A 14,130-nucleotide genomic window follows, 5' to 3' on the forward strand; every position below is an offset into this window, starting at 1 on the left:
CCGGCGGAATGCCATCTGTCGCATGCGAGGCGCCGCGGAACGTAGCACGCAATCCCCGGTTACCGAAACCGGGGATTCTCCGGACTCTTGTTCTCAGCCCGCACGGCACCCGCCGGGGGCTGCTTCCGTATTCCCTCTCCGCACCATGGAGGTCAATTCCGTATGCGCACTGCCCGATTTACTGCCTCGCTAGCCGTTCTCGGCGCGCTGGCGCTCCCGGTCATTTCCGCTCCGGGCGCGATGGCCGCACCCTCCAACGCGCTGGTCTCGGCTCCGGCCAGCCGCCCGTGCGACCGGCTTGGACCGTGGGTGATCGGCACGAAGGCCGTGACGATCCGCTCCGAGGCGACCAGCAGGTCCACCGCCCGCGGCGTGCTCTACCGGGGCCACAAGTTCACCGTCCACAAGACCCACGGCAACTGGCACTACATCACCGACAAGACCACCGGCGTAAAGGGCTGGGTGTCCGGAACGTACGTCTACCGCGAGGTCTACATGTGTCTGGACTAGCCGCCCGGCACCCAATTCCCCATTTCCACACCGGAATTCCCGAAGAGAAGGGAGATGTTCTGTGATCGACGCCAGCGAAGACGTGATGGGTGTCATCACCGAGCGAATCGAGGACCGATTCCAGATGCCGCTCGCCGACCTGCGCCGGGCGGTGCAGGCGGCACCGCAGGCCAACCCCGAGGCCGCCACCGTCGTGCACTGGTACGGCCTGCTCACCGAAACGCAGCAGGCCCTCGACTCCGCGGCGGACGCGCTCGTCGAGGCGCTGGGCACCCAGCCGCGCGACGTACTCGACGATCCCGTCATGGAGCTGGCCCACCAGGTCAACGCCGCTGTCGCCTCCCGCGACGGCCGGGCCATGGTCGTGAACTACCTCCTCGACCCCAACGCTCCCGGGAAGCGCGGCCCCGGCGTGTGGAGTGGCGCGTCCCCCGCCGCCCGCCGCGCTCCGGCCCTGCCCACCTCCCCGCCCACGCTGCCCAGCGCGCGGAACAGCACGGCGCGCGGGGCTGCACGGTGAGCGTCATTGACAAGTCCACCAGCCGCGATGCGGCAGTGCAGGAAGCGTTCGGCGCCGAAGTGGCCGAGCTGTACGCGCAGGCAGCCCGCGGCGAGGCCAATGCCGCACTCCAGCACGCACTGGAACTGCGGAGCTTCCTCGCGGTCGCCGAGGAGCAGGTGGCCCGCGTCCGTGATCGTGTCCATGCCGCGACGGCCGCCGACGGGGACATGGGCGAACTGTCCGCCGACGATCTGCGGTGGGACGCGGACTGGCTGGAGGCGGCACTGGCCGGCCGAGACGGCTACACCGCCGCCCTCGACGAGCTGCTGCGCACCATGCCCGCTCCGACTCAACCGGCAGCCCCACGCGCCGACGTGAGCCCCAAGATCCCCGGCCGCCCGCCCCGGCCGCACCGCGCGCCGGGGCGGTGCGGATACACCGCCCCTGAAAGCCCACCGATTGCCCCAGCCCGACACACCGTCCCACGCCGTTTCCCAGCTCGTCGCCGAACGCATCGAGGCGCTGTACGGACAGCCGCTCGCCGAACTCGAAGCCATCGCCGACGCCACCCCCGACGCCAGCCTCCTCGCCGCCCTGACCGGCACCCACGGCGACCTGGCCCTCGCCGAACGCAACATCGCCTTCCAGCTTCAGCGGCTACGCGAACTCACCGCCCCGGAACGGGAGATCGGCAAGTCCGCTGCCGGCCACATCCTCGACTGCGCCCGCCGCATCGCCGAGTCCGTCGCCACCCGCGACGCCTACGCCAAGAGCACCAGCGCGGTCCTCGGCGGCCTGCGCCGCGTGTCCGCCCCGGACACCCACCCCCCGGCTCCGCCGGTACCCGCCGCCCCGACGGCGACCACCTCCCGCACCCGCTGATCCACCCGCACCGCTTGAGGAGCCCCTTCCTTGGCCACGACCGCGCCGCCCCCCTCCACACCGAACGATCTCTTGGGCGTCACCAAGACCCTGGACCTGCTCGCCCCGCGCTGGAGCGTGTGGGTGCTGATGACCATCTCCTCCCAGCCGCTGCGCTACGCCGAGTTCAAGCCCAGGCTTCCGTGGCTGGCGGACGGCCAGCTCCACCCCCGGCTGCGTCACCTCACGAACGCTGGCGTCATCGAGCGCACGGAGTACGCCCCGCGCCACGTCACCTACGGCCTCACCAGCCGCGGTGCCGCGCTGCTGCCCGTCTTCACGGTGATCGCGGCCTGGGGCGACACGTATCTGGAGAAGGACCTGGTCGCCAACAAGAGCACCGGCGAGATGGAGCCCGAGCGGATCGCGCCGGCTCAGAACATTGACGACGCCGTCGCTCTGCTCGCGCCGCGGCACGCCACCCCGATCCTGTGGTCCCTGCAGGCCCGCGGCACCGCGACCGCCAAGACCCTGGCCACCGAGGCCATGCCGGGCTACGGGCTGACCGCCGTCTACAAGCCGCTGGAGCGCCTGGTCGCCGACGGTCTCGTCACGTCCAGTGGAACCGGCGGCTACCAGCTGACCGCCGGCGGACGGGCGCTCGCCCCCGTCTTCCAGGCGATCTCCGCCTGGGCCACCGCCCCGACGGTCGAGGCCGATGCCCGTCGGCCTCGGGGGTGGGGCGCCGCCCCGTCGCAGAACCGTTCCGGCCCGTGGGCGACCACCCCGACTCGCCTTCCGGCGCCTGCAGTTCCGGCCGCACCGACTTCTCGCCCCGCCCTGGCCACCACGCCCCCGGATGGTCCGGCGTGGCAGCCCGGCGACCTCTTCTCCCACCAGACGCCCGCCCGCCCGATCTCCCCGGCAGGAGGCCCGCGCCGATGAACCGCTCCCTGCCCGACCACCTCCTGCAAGAACGCCGCGCGATCAGGACCCTGACCCTGCCGGGCCTGATACGCCTGGTCACCGAGATCGACGACAACGGCCCGATCAGCCACCGGCGCGGCTCCTTGCAGGGCGCCTTCGGCGACCTCACCCCCGGGCAACTGCGCCACGCGATCGATATCGCACGCGACCTCGGCCTCGTCCACGCCGACGAACAGGCTCCTGACCGCTACCGGCTCACCGAGAGCGGCGAGGCCCTCGCCGAGGTGTACGACACCGCGGCCCGCTGGGCACGCGCACGCCATTTCCCCGACACCACCGTCGACTTCGTCACCCGCGTACAGCACGCCCTTCAGCTGCACAGCCGCAGCCCGCAGGCGCCCGGCTCGACGCTGGAGCCGTCAGCGCCGCACGAGGTCCTGAGCGAGTTTCTGCAAGCGAACTTCCGCGTCCTGAACCACGCCGGCGCCCGCTCCTCGCAGGAGGCGGCGGAAGCGGGGCGCGCTGCGTGAGATCCCGTGTCGGATCGCGGCATGCCCGCCGCCCGGTCCCCACTGTGCTGCGCGGCATCTACCTGCCGCGCAGCACGGGCGCCGCCGCGTTCGCCATGGCTACGTACGGCATCCCGCTGCTCGTACTGGCCACCACCAATTCCGCGGCCCTGACCGGCCTGGCATTCGCGCTGGAATGGGTTCCGAGACTGGGTGCGTTCGCCTTCGCCGGGGCCCTGGTCGTCCTGGCCGCCGCGTTCCTCCTGCCCAAGCAGGAGGCGGGTCTCGGGGCGACCGTGACCGTCATGGTGCTCGCCGCGTCCACCGGGATCCTCACCGAGTGCTCGTACATCGCGGTCGAGACCGCGGGCGGGGTGGCCAGCCGCGAGGCAGGCGAACCGCGCGCACCGGGTGCAGTCGGTGCTGCTCGGCATCGACCAGGTCGCCACCCTCACCGGCCCCGCCCTGGCCGGCCTCCTGCTCCAGTGGACCGGCGCCAGCGGAATGCTGACGGTGATCGCCGTCTTCTCGCTGCTCACCAGCGTCCTGGCCCCGCGCCAGTACCTCCGCCCGGAGCCCGCCGCGGCGCAGCCCGTCGTGAAGGGACTGCGCACGGGATGGTCGACCCTGCGGGCGCTGCCGGCTCTCGGCTGGCTGGTGGCCGGACTGACCGTGTCCAACCTGACCGTCGGTCTGCTGCAGGCCGCCGCCCCAGTAATCATCATCAAGCAGCTCGGCCACTCCACGGCCGACGTCGGCCTCATCTGGTCGGCCGCGGCCGTCGCCTCGCTCGGCGCGGTCCTCCTGTGCCGGCGGGCGATTGACCGCTTCGGCCTGTGGCCGGTCGGCGTCGTGTCCGCCACGATCGCCGCCACTGCATGCCTGGCCGTCTCCTTCGCCGGTACGTACCACGCCTATCTCGCCCTGATCGCCGTCCTCATGGCCGGCGAGGGCGGCATGACCGTCGTGCTGCGCACCCTGCGCTCCCGCCTCATCCCCGCGGACGTGTTCGGCGCCACCCTCTCCTTGACGATCTTGGTGCTGTTGCTGCCCTTCCCGGTGGCCGGCGTCCTCGTCGCCACGGTGCCGTCCGCCCAGCTCGGCCACGTCATCACCCTCTGCGCCGTGCTCCAGGCCGCAGGCCTGTTCACCGCCTTCGCCCGGCTGCGCGCCACCCCCGCCCTGCGCACCTCCTTCGCCCGACCGTCCCGGTCGCCTCCCTGCTCACCTCACGGAGACCGCCCCCATACCCACGTCCCACGCACCGGCCGACCAGCTGGGCCTGCCGATATCCCGACCGTTGTTTCGAGCAGGGGCGCGGCCCACGCTGACCGACCGGTTCCTGGCCTTCGACGCCGAGCACCCGTACGACTACCGCGCGTTGGAGCGCCTGACTGCCGACCGGCTCGCCGCAGGGGCCCACCAAGGTCGGGCTGAAAGCGCTGTTCGAGGATCTGCGATGGCAGCTCCCCGCGGGAATGCGCGGGCTGAACAACAACTTCACCGCCCTCTACGCCCGAAAGCTGATCGAGGACCACCCCCACTGGGCGGGCGCCTTCGAGCTGCGCCGCCGCCGCACCCCCTGACCCCCGCTACGTACCTCAACTCCCCTTGTCCTGACACCGTTTGGAGCCTTGTTGTCCTCCCGCCCCGTCGTCCTGGCCGTTGCAGCCGCCGACATGGAGGCGCACGCCTATCGCGGCTACTGCCTTGAGAACGTCCGCGCCCACTACGACGTCGTCCTGATCTCCGGCGCCGAGCCGACCTGGGAGAAGGAGTTCCTCCTCGACTACCGGGTCGCCGACCCCACCGACCAGGGGGCACTGGCCGAGGCCGGGCGCGCGCTCGCCGAGCGGCACGAGCTGGCCGGCGTGCTGACCTGGACCGAGTGGTACCTCGTCCCCGTCGCCCGTCTCGCCCGCCAGCTCGGCCTGCCCACCACGGCTCCCGAGGTCCTCCAGGGCTGCCGCAACAAGCACACCTCGCGCACGCTGTTCGCCCGCCACGGGGTGCCCTCCGCCGTGTCCCTGAACGTGCGCACCCAGCGCGAAGCGGCCGATGCCGCCGCGCTGATCGGCTATCCCGTCGTCCTCAAGCCCGCCGCGCACGCCGCGAGCATGGGCGTCATCCGCGTCGATACCGCCGACGAACTGCCAACCGCGTATGCCTTCGCCGCGCAGACCGCCGGCCACGGAGTCGAAAGCACCCAGGTCCTGGTCGAGGAGTACCTCGACGGCCCGGAGGTGAGCGTCGAGTGCGTCACCTACCAGGGGCAGACCACCGTGGTCGCCATCACCCGCAGGACCGTCGGGATGGCCCCGTACTTCGAGGAGCTGGCGCACGTGGTCGACGCGAACGACCCGCTGCTCGCCGCCGTGGCTCCGGTCGCCGTCGCAGCCCTCGACGCCGTCGGCGTTACCGACGGCGTCAGCCACGTCGAGATCCGCATCGTCGACGACCGCCCGCGCCTGATCGAGGTCAACGCGCGCATCGCCGGCGACATGATCGGCCACCTCGTCCACCTGGCCACCGGCGTCGACCTGGCCCGCGCCGCCGCCGACATCGCCTGCGGAGTGCTGCCCGACCTCACCCCAACGCGCAGTCAGGCAGCAGCAATCCGGCTGATCTACCCCGCCTACTCCGGCACCCTCACCGAGCGGCGCCTCGACGCCGAGTTCACCGACAGCACCGACTGGCTCGAGCGCGTCACCTTCCACCGCGCCTCCGGCGATCACCTCGTGCTGCCGCCAGCCGGCGACATGTTCAGCGCCCGCATCGGCTACCTGATCACCACCGGACCCAGCGCAAAGGTCGCGCAGACCCGCTCCACCGAGGCATACCGGCACCTGTCCATCCAGGTCACCCCCGCCTAGACCGCCTGCCGCGCTCACGCGCCCCGACTCTTCCCGGATGCCCCCTTGACCGGCCCTGACGCCGAAATCGACGGCGACGTCTACGTCTTCCCCCGCTATCTCGCCGGCAGCACCTACACCGGCGACCCGGCCCTTGAGCCCCTGATGGCGCTCGGCTGGGAGCTGACCCACGACGACCTCGCCAACGCCTACCTCACCGCACCCGACCGCAAAGTCCGTCTCGGCTTCCTGCCCGAAGGAGACGACGACGGACTCTGGCGGATCAACGCCTATGAGGACCGCTTCGGCCCGCCCGCCTGGGGCGTCAGCTTCAACGACACCTGCCCCACCGAGTTCGTCACCGCGTTCACCACAACGCTGGCCCAGGCGTACCAGGACGGCCCCGAGCACTACCTCGCCCAGCCCGACCCCGCCGACCCCGAACTCGACGCCTTCAACGCCGTCGTCCCGCTCATCAACCGCGGCTGGAAGATCCAGCACCCTCGCTGGGGCGTCCTGGAACTGCAGACCCCGGACGGCATGGCCGGGCTCGAATACACCCAGGGCCGCCTCGACCCGGGGAAGGAACTCACCACGCTTCAGGCCCGCTGGTACATGTGGGGCGGCCCGAAAAGCGGATATGCCCGCTGGCACGCCACCGCTTCCACGAACACCCCGATCCCGCTGGTGAAGGCCATCACCGAGAGCGTGTCCGACCCCGCGCCCCTGCCGCGCTGGAAGGACCAGATAATGCGCGGCCTGCGTGAACATTCCCAGCTCGTGCCCGTCACGCCTCCGCCGCCCCCAGTTCCCACGCCCCTCGATGTTCGGCGCACCGCCCCCCGCCGTGCGCCAGGGCTGACCACGCGCAGCGTCCCGCGCTGGAGCACCACCACAACTCCGTCGGCGACCCTGCCTGCCCGTCGCTCCGGCCCTCGCCGCTGATCCTCCCGATACCCCCTTTGCCCGAGAGAGGCCACGTGGCCCTGCACGCACAGCAGTTCTTCGACGACGTCCTCGAACTGAACCTCCACCAGTACGCCATCGTCGGCGACACCTGTTACGCAGCTCCGCAGCCGAACTCGGCACTGCGGCTGCGGATCGACTTCGCCCCCACCATCCGCCACGGCGAGTACGACGGACTTCGCCTGCGCGTCGTTCACCCCGAGCAGGGCGTCCTGGACACCGCGATCCTCCGCTTCGCCGACCACGGCACCTTCGCCCGCCGCGACACTGCCCGCGACCTCGTGGCCGGCAAAGACGGCTACGCCGTCATCCGTGACTGGCACGCCCACAGCAGCCAGTCGCCGTGGCACTGCGCGGACGGCACGGGCCTGCGCACGGCGATTGAGCAGTACGCCCACTTCTGGTTCCCGCCCCCGCTGGCCATGTCCCGACCGGCAGCCCGATCTGTCGCCCAGCCGACACCCACCACCGGGGCTTCGCCCCGCAGCCGCTGACCACCCACCTCGCCACGGAGTTCCGGATGTCCACGCCTCGCTGGTTCCCGTCCCATCGACGACCACCGCCACCAACTACCACAGCGGTCGCCGGACCGCCCCCGCCGTCGGGCCCGAACGGTTTCTGGATTGCCGACCCGGACTTCCGCGACCGCCTGCCCAGCGCGACGCTGTCCCTGCTCGACATCGTCGAGGACTGCCTGAACGACGACATCCCGCTACTGACCTTGTTGGCGTGATGTCGCGGCTGACAAGCGGTGGTTGGGGCGGTAGGACGTTTCTATGAGGTATCCGCAAGGGGGCGGCTTGACCGCGGAGCGACGAGTGTTCCGCGAGCACATCCGGATGCAGGCGGCCGAGTTATTCGCCCTGGGACACGACAATGCCGCCATCGCCAAGCAGTTACGTGTCAGCGTGCGGTCTGTACAGCGGTGGCACCAGGCATGGGAGCACGGCGGAACACCGGCCCTGGAGTCGAAGGGGCAGGCGTCCAGGCCCAAGCTGCGTGAGGCACTGTTCGCGGTGCTCGAGCAGGAGTTGGCCACGGGGCCGGTAGCGCACGGCTGGCCGGACCAGACCTGGACACTGGCGCGGATCAAGACGCTGATCGGACGCAGGTTCCACAAGAACATGACACTGTCGGCCATCGCGCAGATGCTCCACCGGCACGGCTTCAGCCACCAGGTCCCTGCCCGCCGCGCGACCGAGCGCAACGAGGAAGCCGTCACCGGGTGGGTGAAGGAGACATGGCCCCAGGTGGAAACACCGTGGCGGCGCTCGGGGCCTGGCTGTGCTTCGAAGACGAGGCCGGCTTCTCGATGACGCCGCCCACCTCCCGCACGTGGGCCAGGCGCGGACACACACCCGTCATCCGGGTGCGGGGACGCTCCCAGCGCCGCTTCTCCATCGCCGCTCTGGCCTGCTACAAGCAGGGCGAACGCTCACGACTGATCTACCGGCCCAAACGGCACGTCGATCACAAGCGGGGCGGCAGACGCAGTTTCACCTGGACCGAATACCGCGACCTGCTCATCGCCGCCCACCACCAGCTCGGCGCACCGATCGTGCTCGTGTAGGACAACCTGAACGTCCACAGAGACCGCCGGTTGTGGGAGTTCATCAACACCCACGACTGGATCACCTGCCACTTCCTGCCTGCCTATGCACCCGACCTCAACCCCGTCGAGGGCATCTGGTCACTGCTGCGACGCAGCAGCCAGGCCAACACCGCCTTCACCGATCCCGACCACCTCATGAGCACGCTTCGGCACGGTCTCCGCCAGATCCAGTACCGCAGCAACCTCATCGACGGATGTCTCGCCGAAACCGGCCTCACCTTGACGACATCACGCCAACAAGGTCAGTAACCCACATCCTCGACGGCGCCCGCGACCACGCCGAGCACATGCTCGGCGTTCCCAGCACCTACGGCATCCTCGTTGAAGCCGAGGCCGCCGCGCAGATCGTCCAGGCCGCCGGATCCCCCTTCGGCCTTGCTATCGCCCAGGGCCCTCACGCGGGTCATCATGTCCCTGGCCGACGACAACGGCATCGATCCGGACCGGGTCTCGTTCGTCAAAGTTCTCAAGCACACACGCCGCAGCGTGGTCCGCCAGTGCGCGGACACACCCAAGAAGATCAAGAAGTTCCTGGCCGTACTGGCGGGGAAGGTCCATCGCAAGCTCGACAACGGCACCCGGCGTCTACGCGAGGCGGACCGGCACCTCAAACGGCCGGACTCGAAGTACTCCTCCAAGCTCTCCTACCGGATCAACACCCGGGACCGGCAACCCACACGACGGGTCGCACCCAAGACCATCACGCTGCACCCCGCGATAGTTCACTAACTCAAGCAACGGCATTGCCTCGCCGATGGGCAAGGACGTCGCCGGCATGGAAGATCGGTTCCGTCTCCTGCCCACCATGGCGGACGTCGTGGCCCAGTTCGCCACCGAGAGGACGACCGACGAAGCTGCTGTGCGTGCCCTCCTGGCGGAGAAGCGGATCCTGAGTCAACTGCTAAACGCTGCCACGGACGGCGGCTGGCTGCCGATGGACGGCTCGTTCGACTGCACGGCCGCGATCGGCCCCAGACGGGACCCGGTGGTTGTGCCAGCCGACGGATGGGTTACGGCCGGGCAGACCATCGTCGCCGACATCGAGGCCATGCAGTCGTACAGCATCGGCGAGCAGGAGTGGTGCTTGGCAGTCGTGCAGTGCCGGCTGATCGGCCTGATCGTCTGGGAAGGCGCAACAGCGTGGGCGAGCTGCCAGTTCACGGCGTCCGTGCTGCTGTCGCTCGGCGAGGACGAACCGCAGTTGACGCTTCTGCGGACCGAGCGGCCTCGGCCAGTCAGCGCTGACGTATACCGGTCGCTGCCTCTGCCGCCAAAGCCGATGACTGCGAAGGAAGAGGCCATGATGCAGACCATCCGCGAGAACATCGGGGCCCGGCTCTACACCCCGAGATCGCAGTGGTCGCGTCTGCCGCGCGCGTACGAGGGGGCTGTGCTGCGGACTGGAATGCGGCCCGACGTCTCGCTGAAGCTCGACTACGAAGCTCCACCCGGCGGGTGATCACTTCCCGATCCTCCTGCCGTACGCCGGGCGAGTTCGGGTCGGTGGGCTGCCAGGTCGCCCACTCGTTCTCTACGCGATCGATGGTCACGCGGGGCCGTTCGCCCGGAGCGTGGCTATGGCGTCAGCCGCTGGCGGAAAGGTCGTCTGAGAGAGGCCTTCCGTGCTCCCCGCCCTACTGTGGAAGGGTAACGATCTCTCCTGGGAGTAGCGCACTTTCGAGGGCGGCTCGCGGAACTCGGTGCGGCCTGGCGGACCGGGACACCATGATGGGCGTCGCCGCTGCGAGAGACGGGGCGGGCTCGGCTGACCGCAGCGGCCCAAGCGGCGGCCAGCGGGTGCGACGGTCGGCAGTTGTCCTTTGACAACGAAGTTAGTCCGTTGCGGTGCCCTGGCCTGGGGCGACTAGGTTGGATGTCAAACGATCAGCTCCGTCTGCCCTGTGCATTCGAGCCTTCAGCGGATGCCACTGAAGAATGGGTACGGCTCTTCTGGAGTGAGATCGCTGATCAGGCGTGGAGTTCGTGGTTGTGCTGGTCAGGCTGGGGGTAGAGGCGTTCGCGTTCTTTGTGGGTGTGAAAGACCCAGTACCGCGGGAAGTCGCCGTTGCTGATGACGGCGCCGAGGGTGAGGACGGCTTCGGCGCCGGACACGGTCCATCGGCTGCCGGTGATCTGGTTTACCGGCCACCGAAGCCGCCACGGCCGCGGGTTCCGCGACCGCCCCGTCACCGGACAGGATCTCCGTCATCGTCTCCCGGGTGATCTCCAACCGGAACAGCACCGACTCCTGCTCGGCAAGGAGTCCGGTCAACTCCTCTATCCGAGAGCGCAGTTCACGGATCTCCTCTCGCGCGCCAGCCTCCCGCCGTCGATCTCCTCAAGCCACGACACCATCGCCGTCACCCCCGAAACCAGGCCGCCGACAACACGACGATCGAGCACCCGGCCTTCGGTGAGCAACCGCGCACGTCAAAGCTCCCTACAGAAGAGACGCACCCATCTCCAAAGCCTCTCCACGGGGGGCGTGTTCAGTACTTGGACAGCACGAATGATGTCTGCGCCTTGCCAAAGCCCGGTGCTGTCGCCTCCGCTAGAAAGGTGCCGAAGCCTGCGTACCCTTCCGGAGACGTTCCACACTGCGGAGCACTTGGCTTGCGGTCCCACTTCACGGTGTACGTGGTGTCGCCGTGGGCGGGCGCTAGGAAGAGCCGACTGCCAGAGCCTATGGGGCAGTCGGCAGAGGACCAATAGGCGTCGGCGCTGTTGACCGGCGTGAGGGTCAGTACCGTCTTCTTAGGCCCGAGATCGACCTTGCAGTCGCTGCCGGTGATGTTCTTCGCGGTCAGCAGCAGGGTGGGGATGTCATCGGGTCCGTATGCGTTGTGAAGGCTGCGCACGGTCAACTCCGCAGCGCTCGGAGTGCAGTCGGGCAGCGCGGACATGCGGGACGCGCTGGTCTCCCCTGATTCTGAACTGTCCTTGTCGTTCTTGCTGTTCATGCTGGAAGGCCGCGCCCCGGAGGAGCTGGGCGTGAGCGAGGTCTCCGATCCGGGCTTGTTCGACTTCGCGTCGCCTCCCTTGCCATCGCCGTTGTAGGTGGCCGCGGCCCAGGCCGCGACGCCGAGCAGGCCGAGCAGGGTCAGCGCGGAGAACACCCGTCGGCCCAGCCGAACGCCGTGCTGCGGATACGCCGGTCGGGGAGTGCCGGCCTCGACTCCCATCCCGGCGCTCTCATACGCCGTCGTATCGGCGTGCCTTCCCGCTGTGGAGGGCTCACGGACACGCCCCGACCGCCCGCTCGGCGACGGCAGGAAGAGAAAACCGTCGGACGGGATGTCGGTTATGACCCGCAGGGACTGTGGCTGCCCGCTCTTGCGGTACTCGCGGTGCAACTCGGTCATCCGGTCCTGGACGGCGTCCTGGAACCGACCGAGGGGGAGTGTGGCGGCACCGGGATGCGCGGCGATGACGTCGGACACCGACCGGGAGAAGATGCTGAACGAGTCGCCGAGCCGGACCCCGGTGACAGGGTTGATGGGGGAGTCGTGCGGGCGCACGAACAGCGCGTACTGTCCCGGCGAGCAGGCGTACACGTACGCCACCTTGCGGCGCAGCGCGGCGCTGATCTTCTGCCGGCTCCACTGCTTGACACTCGCGACGCCCATCGAGTCCTGCTCGATGCCCTCCCGGCAGGCGTCGATCAGGAAGACGACGTGCTCGGCAGGCGTCTCGTCGAGGTGCTCACGCCAGTCGATCGCCACGCACCCCGACTCGAAGGGATGCGTGTCCTCGTCGATGTCCTCGGGTACGAGGTAGTCGCGACCCTTGGCATGCACACCGTGCCCGCTCAGCAGGATGAGCAAGGTGTCGCCCGGGCGGGCGCGCCTGAGGAAGCCGACCACCCGGGCGTTCACGTAGTTCGCCGAAACCTGCTTGCCGGCTTCGCGCCCGGCCAGGACCTGCACGTCGTCGAAACCACGGTCCTCGAGCGCCGATCCGAGTCGGGCGAGGTCGGCCGGAATGAAGGGGAGGGGCGGGACACCGCGCATCTCGTAGGCGCTGGCCCCGATGAGGAGGGCTCTGTGACGTACCATCAGGCGCCGGTCACTGCTTGAAGACCAGTGTGATGCCGTGGCTGCGCTGCATCTGCGCAGAGCCGACGAACTGCACACCCCCGCTCGCCGTCACCTGGAAGGACAGGTGTGCCTCCCGCAACGGCAGCGGTCCGCCTCGGTCGGCGGCCTCGGTGAACACCTGCTGCAACGCGTCAACGGCCTCGGCGAGGTTTTTGCGCAAGGCCCCCAGAGGTACGCTCCTCAGCCGCACCTCACCGTCCCCACCGCCGAACAGGCCCATGGAGTCGCCGCCGTCGTCGAGTTGACCATCTTGATCGTCGTACGAAACCCAGAAGGACAAGGCTGTTACTTCGGATGCATCGGCAGCTGAACTCACGAATCTCCCTTTGTCAGTGACAGTAAGTCAACTGTACGAAGACGGAGGGTGATTCATGGTCAGGAGCGAGAATCCGGTTCCGGTCAATGTCCAACAGCACCAATCGGTCCCGCTCCAGCCACAACTTGAAACCGACATGCTGACCGGTGGTGGCAGCCCAGAACCAGTTCGGAAAGTGACGTTCGCCCCGCGACCAGCGAAACGGCCGGACCGAAGCGACATCCTCGAACGGGCCGTCACGCAATCCTGTATCGGACGTCGAACCCGCTCGCGTACGGGGCTCATGTCCGTCAGCTCGACGTACGGCCCTGCGGACTCCACCCAGCAGGGACAGCCACCCAGCACCCCCAGCGCGTCTACCTCACACGACTAGGTTCGATGGCAAGGCAGCCCAAACGACTGGGTTCGCTGGCAAACGACTCGATTGGATGACAGAGGACAGCAGTTCGCCGGTGGCAGACAAGGAAGATCGCCCAAAGGACTGGTGGACGCTGCAACAGCATGTCAACCTGAACGACCTTCCGGAAAACCCCAGGTCAGAGAGGTGATGCTGTGGCATTGGATGCGGCGCAACCCGGATTCGCCACCACGGTCGCGGCCCTGCGACTCCGCTCCTGGAAGCTCGGTGCCGGCCAGGCGATGGAGGTGATCGACCAGTTCTCGGAGGCCGATTTCACCCACATCGTCGATGACCGTGCCGACGTGCACGTCAGCTCGCGCGACGGCCGGTTCTACCTCGGCTACTTCCCGAACGGCCGGCCCGGCGGCGACGACGAGGACTGGGTGACGGGCGAGGGCTGGGTGACGGGCGAGGGCTGGGTGATCGCGGTCACCGGCACCGCGAACGTCCCCGGCTACCGAATGGCCTTCGGCACGGACACGCCGGCGGAGATCGTCGCCGATGTCGTAGCCCGGATCCTGTCCACCTCCCGGCCCCTGTGACGGGCACGTCCTCCTCCCTATATACGTGCCGCGTAC

17 protein-coding genes and 3 pseudogenes are annotated in these 14,130 nt (G+C 69.0%); 16 read left to right on the forward strand and 4 right to left on the reverse strand.

Features of this window, described 5'->3' with window-relative positions:
- The first annotated feature begins 162 nt into the window (after positions 1-162).
- The 13 genes and pseudogenes from ACFYXH_RS39825 to ACFYXH_RS39885 all read left to right on the forward strand — a co-directional run bounded on the left by ACFYXH_RS39825 (position 163) and on the right by ACFYXH_RS39885 (position 8,988).
- Positions 163-510 (forward strand): SH3 domain-containing protein, encoded by a 348-nt coding sequence (locus ACFYXH_RS39825; RefSeq protein ID WP_389574007.1) that lies wholly within the window; start codon positions 163-165, stop codon positions 508-510.
- 61 nt (positions 511-571) lie between these two features.
- Positions 572-1,030: a hypothetical protein gene (locus ACFYXH_RS39830; RefSeq protein ID WP_389574010.1), complete on the forward strand. Its 459-nt coding sequence runs from the start codon at positions 572-574 to the stop codon at positions 1,028-1,030.
- A gap of 441 nt (positions 1,031-1,471) precedes the next feature.
- Positions 1,472-1,894, forward strand: coding sequence for a hypothetical protein (locus ACFYXH_RS39835; RefSeq protein WP_389574013.1), 423 nt, complete (start codon positions 1,472-1,474; stop codon positions 1,892-1,894).
- A 30-nt stretch (positions 1,895-1,924) separates the two neighbouring features.
- The gene (locus tag ACFYXH_RS39840; protein WP_389574016.1) at positions 1,925-2,818 is read left to right on the forward strand and encodes a winged helix-turn-helix transcriptional regulator; all 894 of its coding nucleotides are present in this window, start codon (positions 1,925-1,927) and stop codon (positions 2,816-2,818) included.
- The gene (locus ACFYXH_RS39845) at positions 2,815-3,330 is read left to right on the forward strand and encodes a hypothetical protein (RefSeq protein ID WP_389574019.1); all 516 of its coding nucleotides are present in this window, start codon (positions 2,815-2,817) and stop codon (positions 3,328-3,330) included. The genes ACFYXH_RS39840 and ACFYXH_RS39845 overlap by 4 nt, the downstream gene beginning before the upstream one ends.
- Positions 3,327-4,500, forward strand: a pseudogene (locus ACFYXH_RS39850) (MFS transporter); the annotation flags it as partial. The gene ACFYXH_RS39845 and the pseudogene ACFYXH_RS39850, both read left to right, overlap by 4 nt.
- A gap of 91 nt (positions 4,501-4,591) precedes the next feature.
- Positions 4,592-4,895 (forward strand): annotated as a pseudogene (locus tag ACFYXH_RS39855) (hypothetical protein).
- Positions 4,896-4,988: 93 nt separating this feature from the next.
- On the forward strand, positions 4,989-6,182 hold the full coding sequence (locus ACFYXH_RS39860) for an ATP-grasp domain-containing protein (protein ID WP_389574099.1): 1,194 nt from the start codon (positions 4,989-4,991) through the stop codon (positions 6,180-6,182).
- A gap of 45 nt (positions 6,183-6,227) precedes the next feature.
- Complete coding sequence (locus tag ACFYXH_RS39865; protein WP_389574022.1) at positions 6,228-7,106, forward strand: DUF317 domain-containing protein; 879 nt, start codon at positions 6,228-6,230, stop codon at positions 7,104-7,106.
- A 35-nt stretch (positions 7,107-7,141) separates the two neighbouring features.
- On the forward strand, positions 7,142-7,621 hold the full coding sequence (locus tag ACFYXH_RS39870; RefSeq protein WP_389574025.1) for a hypothetical protein: 480 nt from the start codon (positions 7,142-7,144) through the stop codon (positions 7,619-7,621).
- Between the two features lie 26 nt (positions 7,622-7,647).
- On the forward strand, positions 7,648-7,860 hold the full coding sequence (locus ACFYXH_RS39875; protein ID WP_389574028.1) for a hypothetical protein: 213 nt from the start codon (positions 7,648-7,650) through the stop codon (positions 7,858-7,860).
- Positions 7,861-7,903: 43 nt separating this feature from the next.
- Positions 7,904-8,443: a winged helix-turn-helix domain-containing protein gene (locus tag ACFYXH_RS39880; RefSeq protein WP_389574031.1), complete on the forward strand. Its 540-nt coding sequence runs from the start codon at positions 7,904-7,906 to the stop codon at positions 8,441-8,443.
- A pseudogene (locus ACFYXH_RS39885) lies at positions 8,440-8,988 on the forward strand (transposase). Before ACFYXH_RS39880 ends, ACFYXH_RS39885 begins: the two are co-directional and overlap by 4 nt.
- Here ACFYXH_RS39885 and ACFYXH_RS39890 read toward each other — a convergent pair.
- Positions 8,982-9,137 (reverse strand): hypothetical protein, encoded by a 156-nt coding sequence (locus ACFYXH_RS39890; protein ID WP_389574034.1) that lies wholly within the window; start codon positions 9,135-9,137, stop codon positions 8,982-8,984. The pseudogene ACFYXH_RS39885 and the gene ACFYXH_RS39890 sit on opposite strands and share 7 nt — an antisense overlap.
- 10 nt (positions 9,138-9,147) lie before the next feature.
- Between ACFYXH_RS39890 and ACFYXH_RS39895 the strand changes: the two genes are divergently transcribed.
- A complete protein-coding gene (locus ACFYXH_RS39895) occupies positions 9,148-9,468 on the forward strand; it encodes a hypothetical protein (protein ID WP_389574037.1) in 321 nt (106 codons plus the stop codon).
- 46 nt (positions 9,469-9,514) lie between these two features.
- Positions 9,515-10,198, forward strand: coding sequence for a hypothetical protein (locus tag ACFYXH_RS39900; RefSeq protein ID WP_389574039.1), 684 nt, complete (start codon positions 9,515-9,517; stop codon positions 10,196-10,198).
- Positions 10,199-10,707: 509 nt separating this feature from the next.
- Here ACFYXH_RS39900 and ACFYXH_RS39905 read toward each other — a convergent pair.
- From ACFYXH_RS39905 to ACFYXH_RS39915, 3 genes are all read right to left on the reverse strand, one after another.
- Entirely contained in the window at positions 10,708-10,851 is a 144-nt protein-coding gene (locus ACFYXH_RS39905; RefSeq protein ID WP_389574042.1) for a hypothetical protein, read from the reverse strand.
- A 377-nt stretch (positions 10,852-11,228) separates the two neighbouring features.
- Entirely contained in the window at positions 11,229-12,794 is a 1,566-nt protein-coding gene (locus tag ACFYXH_RS39910; protein WP_389574044.1) for a caspase domain-containing protein, read from the reverse strand.
- A 10-nt stretch (positions 12,795-12,804) separates the two neighbouring features.
- Positions 12,805-13,116: a hypothetical protein gene (locus ACFYXH_RS39915; protein WP_389574046.1), complete on the reverse strand. Its 312-nt coding sequence runs from the start codon at positions 13,114-13,116 to the stop codon at positions 12,805-12,807.
- A gap of 588 nt (positions 13,117-13,704) precedes the next feature.
- Here ACFYXH_RS39915 and ACFYXH_RS39920 point away from each other — a divergent pair.
- Positions 13,705-14,094 carry a DUF317 domain-containing protein gene (locus ACFYXH_RS39920; protein ID WP_389574049.1) on the forward strand — a complete coding sequence of 130 codons (390 nt, stop codon included), beginning with the start codon at positions 13,705-13,707 and terminating at the stop codon, positions 14,092-14,094.
- Positions 14,095-14,130 lie beyond the last annotated feature (36 nt).

This window comes from Streptomyces sp. NPDC002730, from assembly GCF_042888805.1.
Taxonomy (GTDB): Bacteria; Actinomycetota; Actinomycetes; order Streptomycetales; family Streptomycetaceae; genus Streptomyces.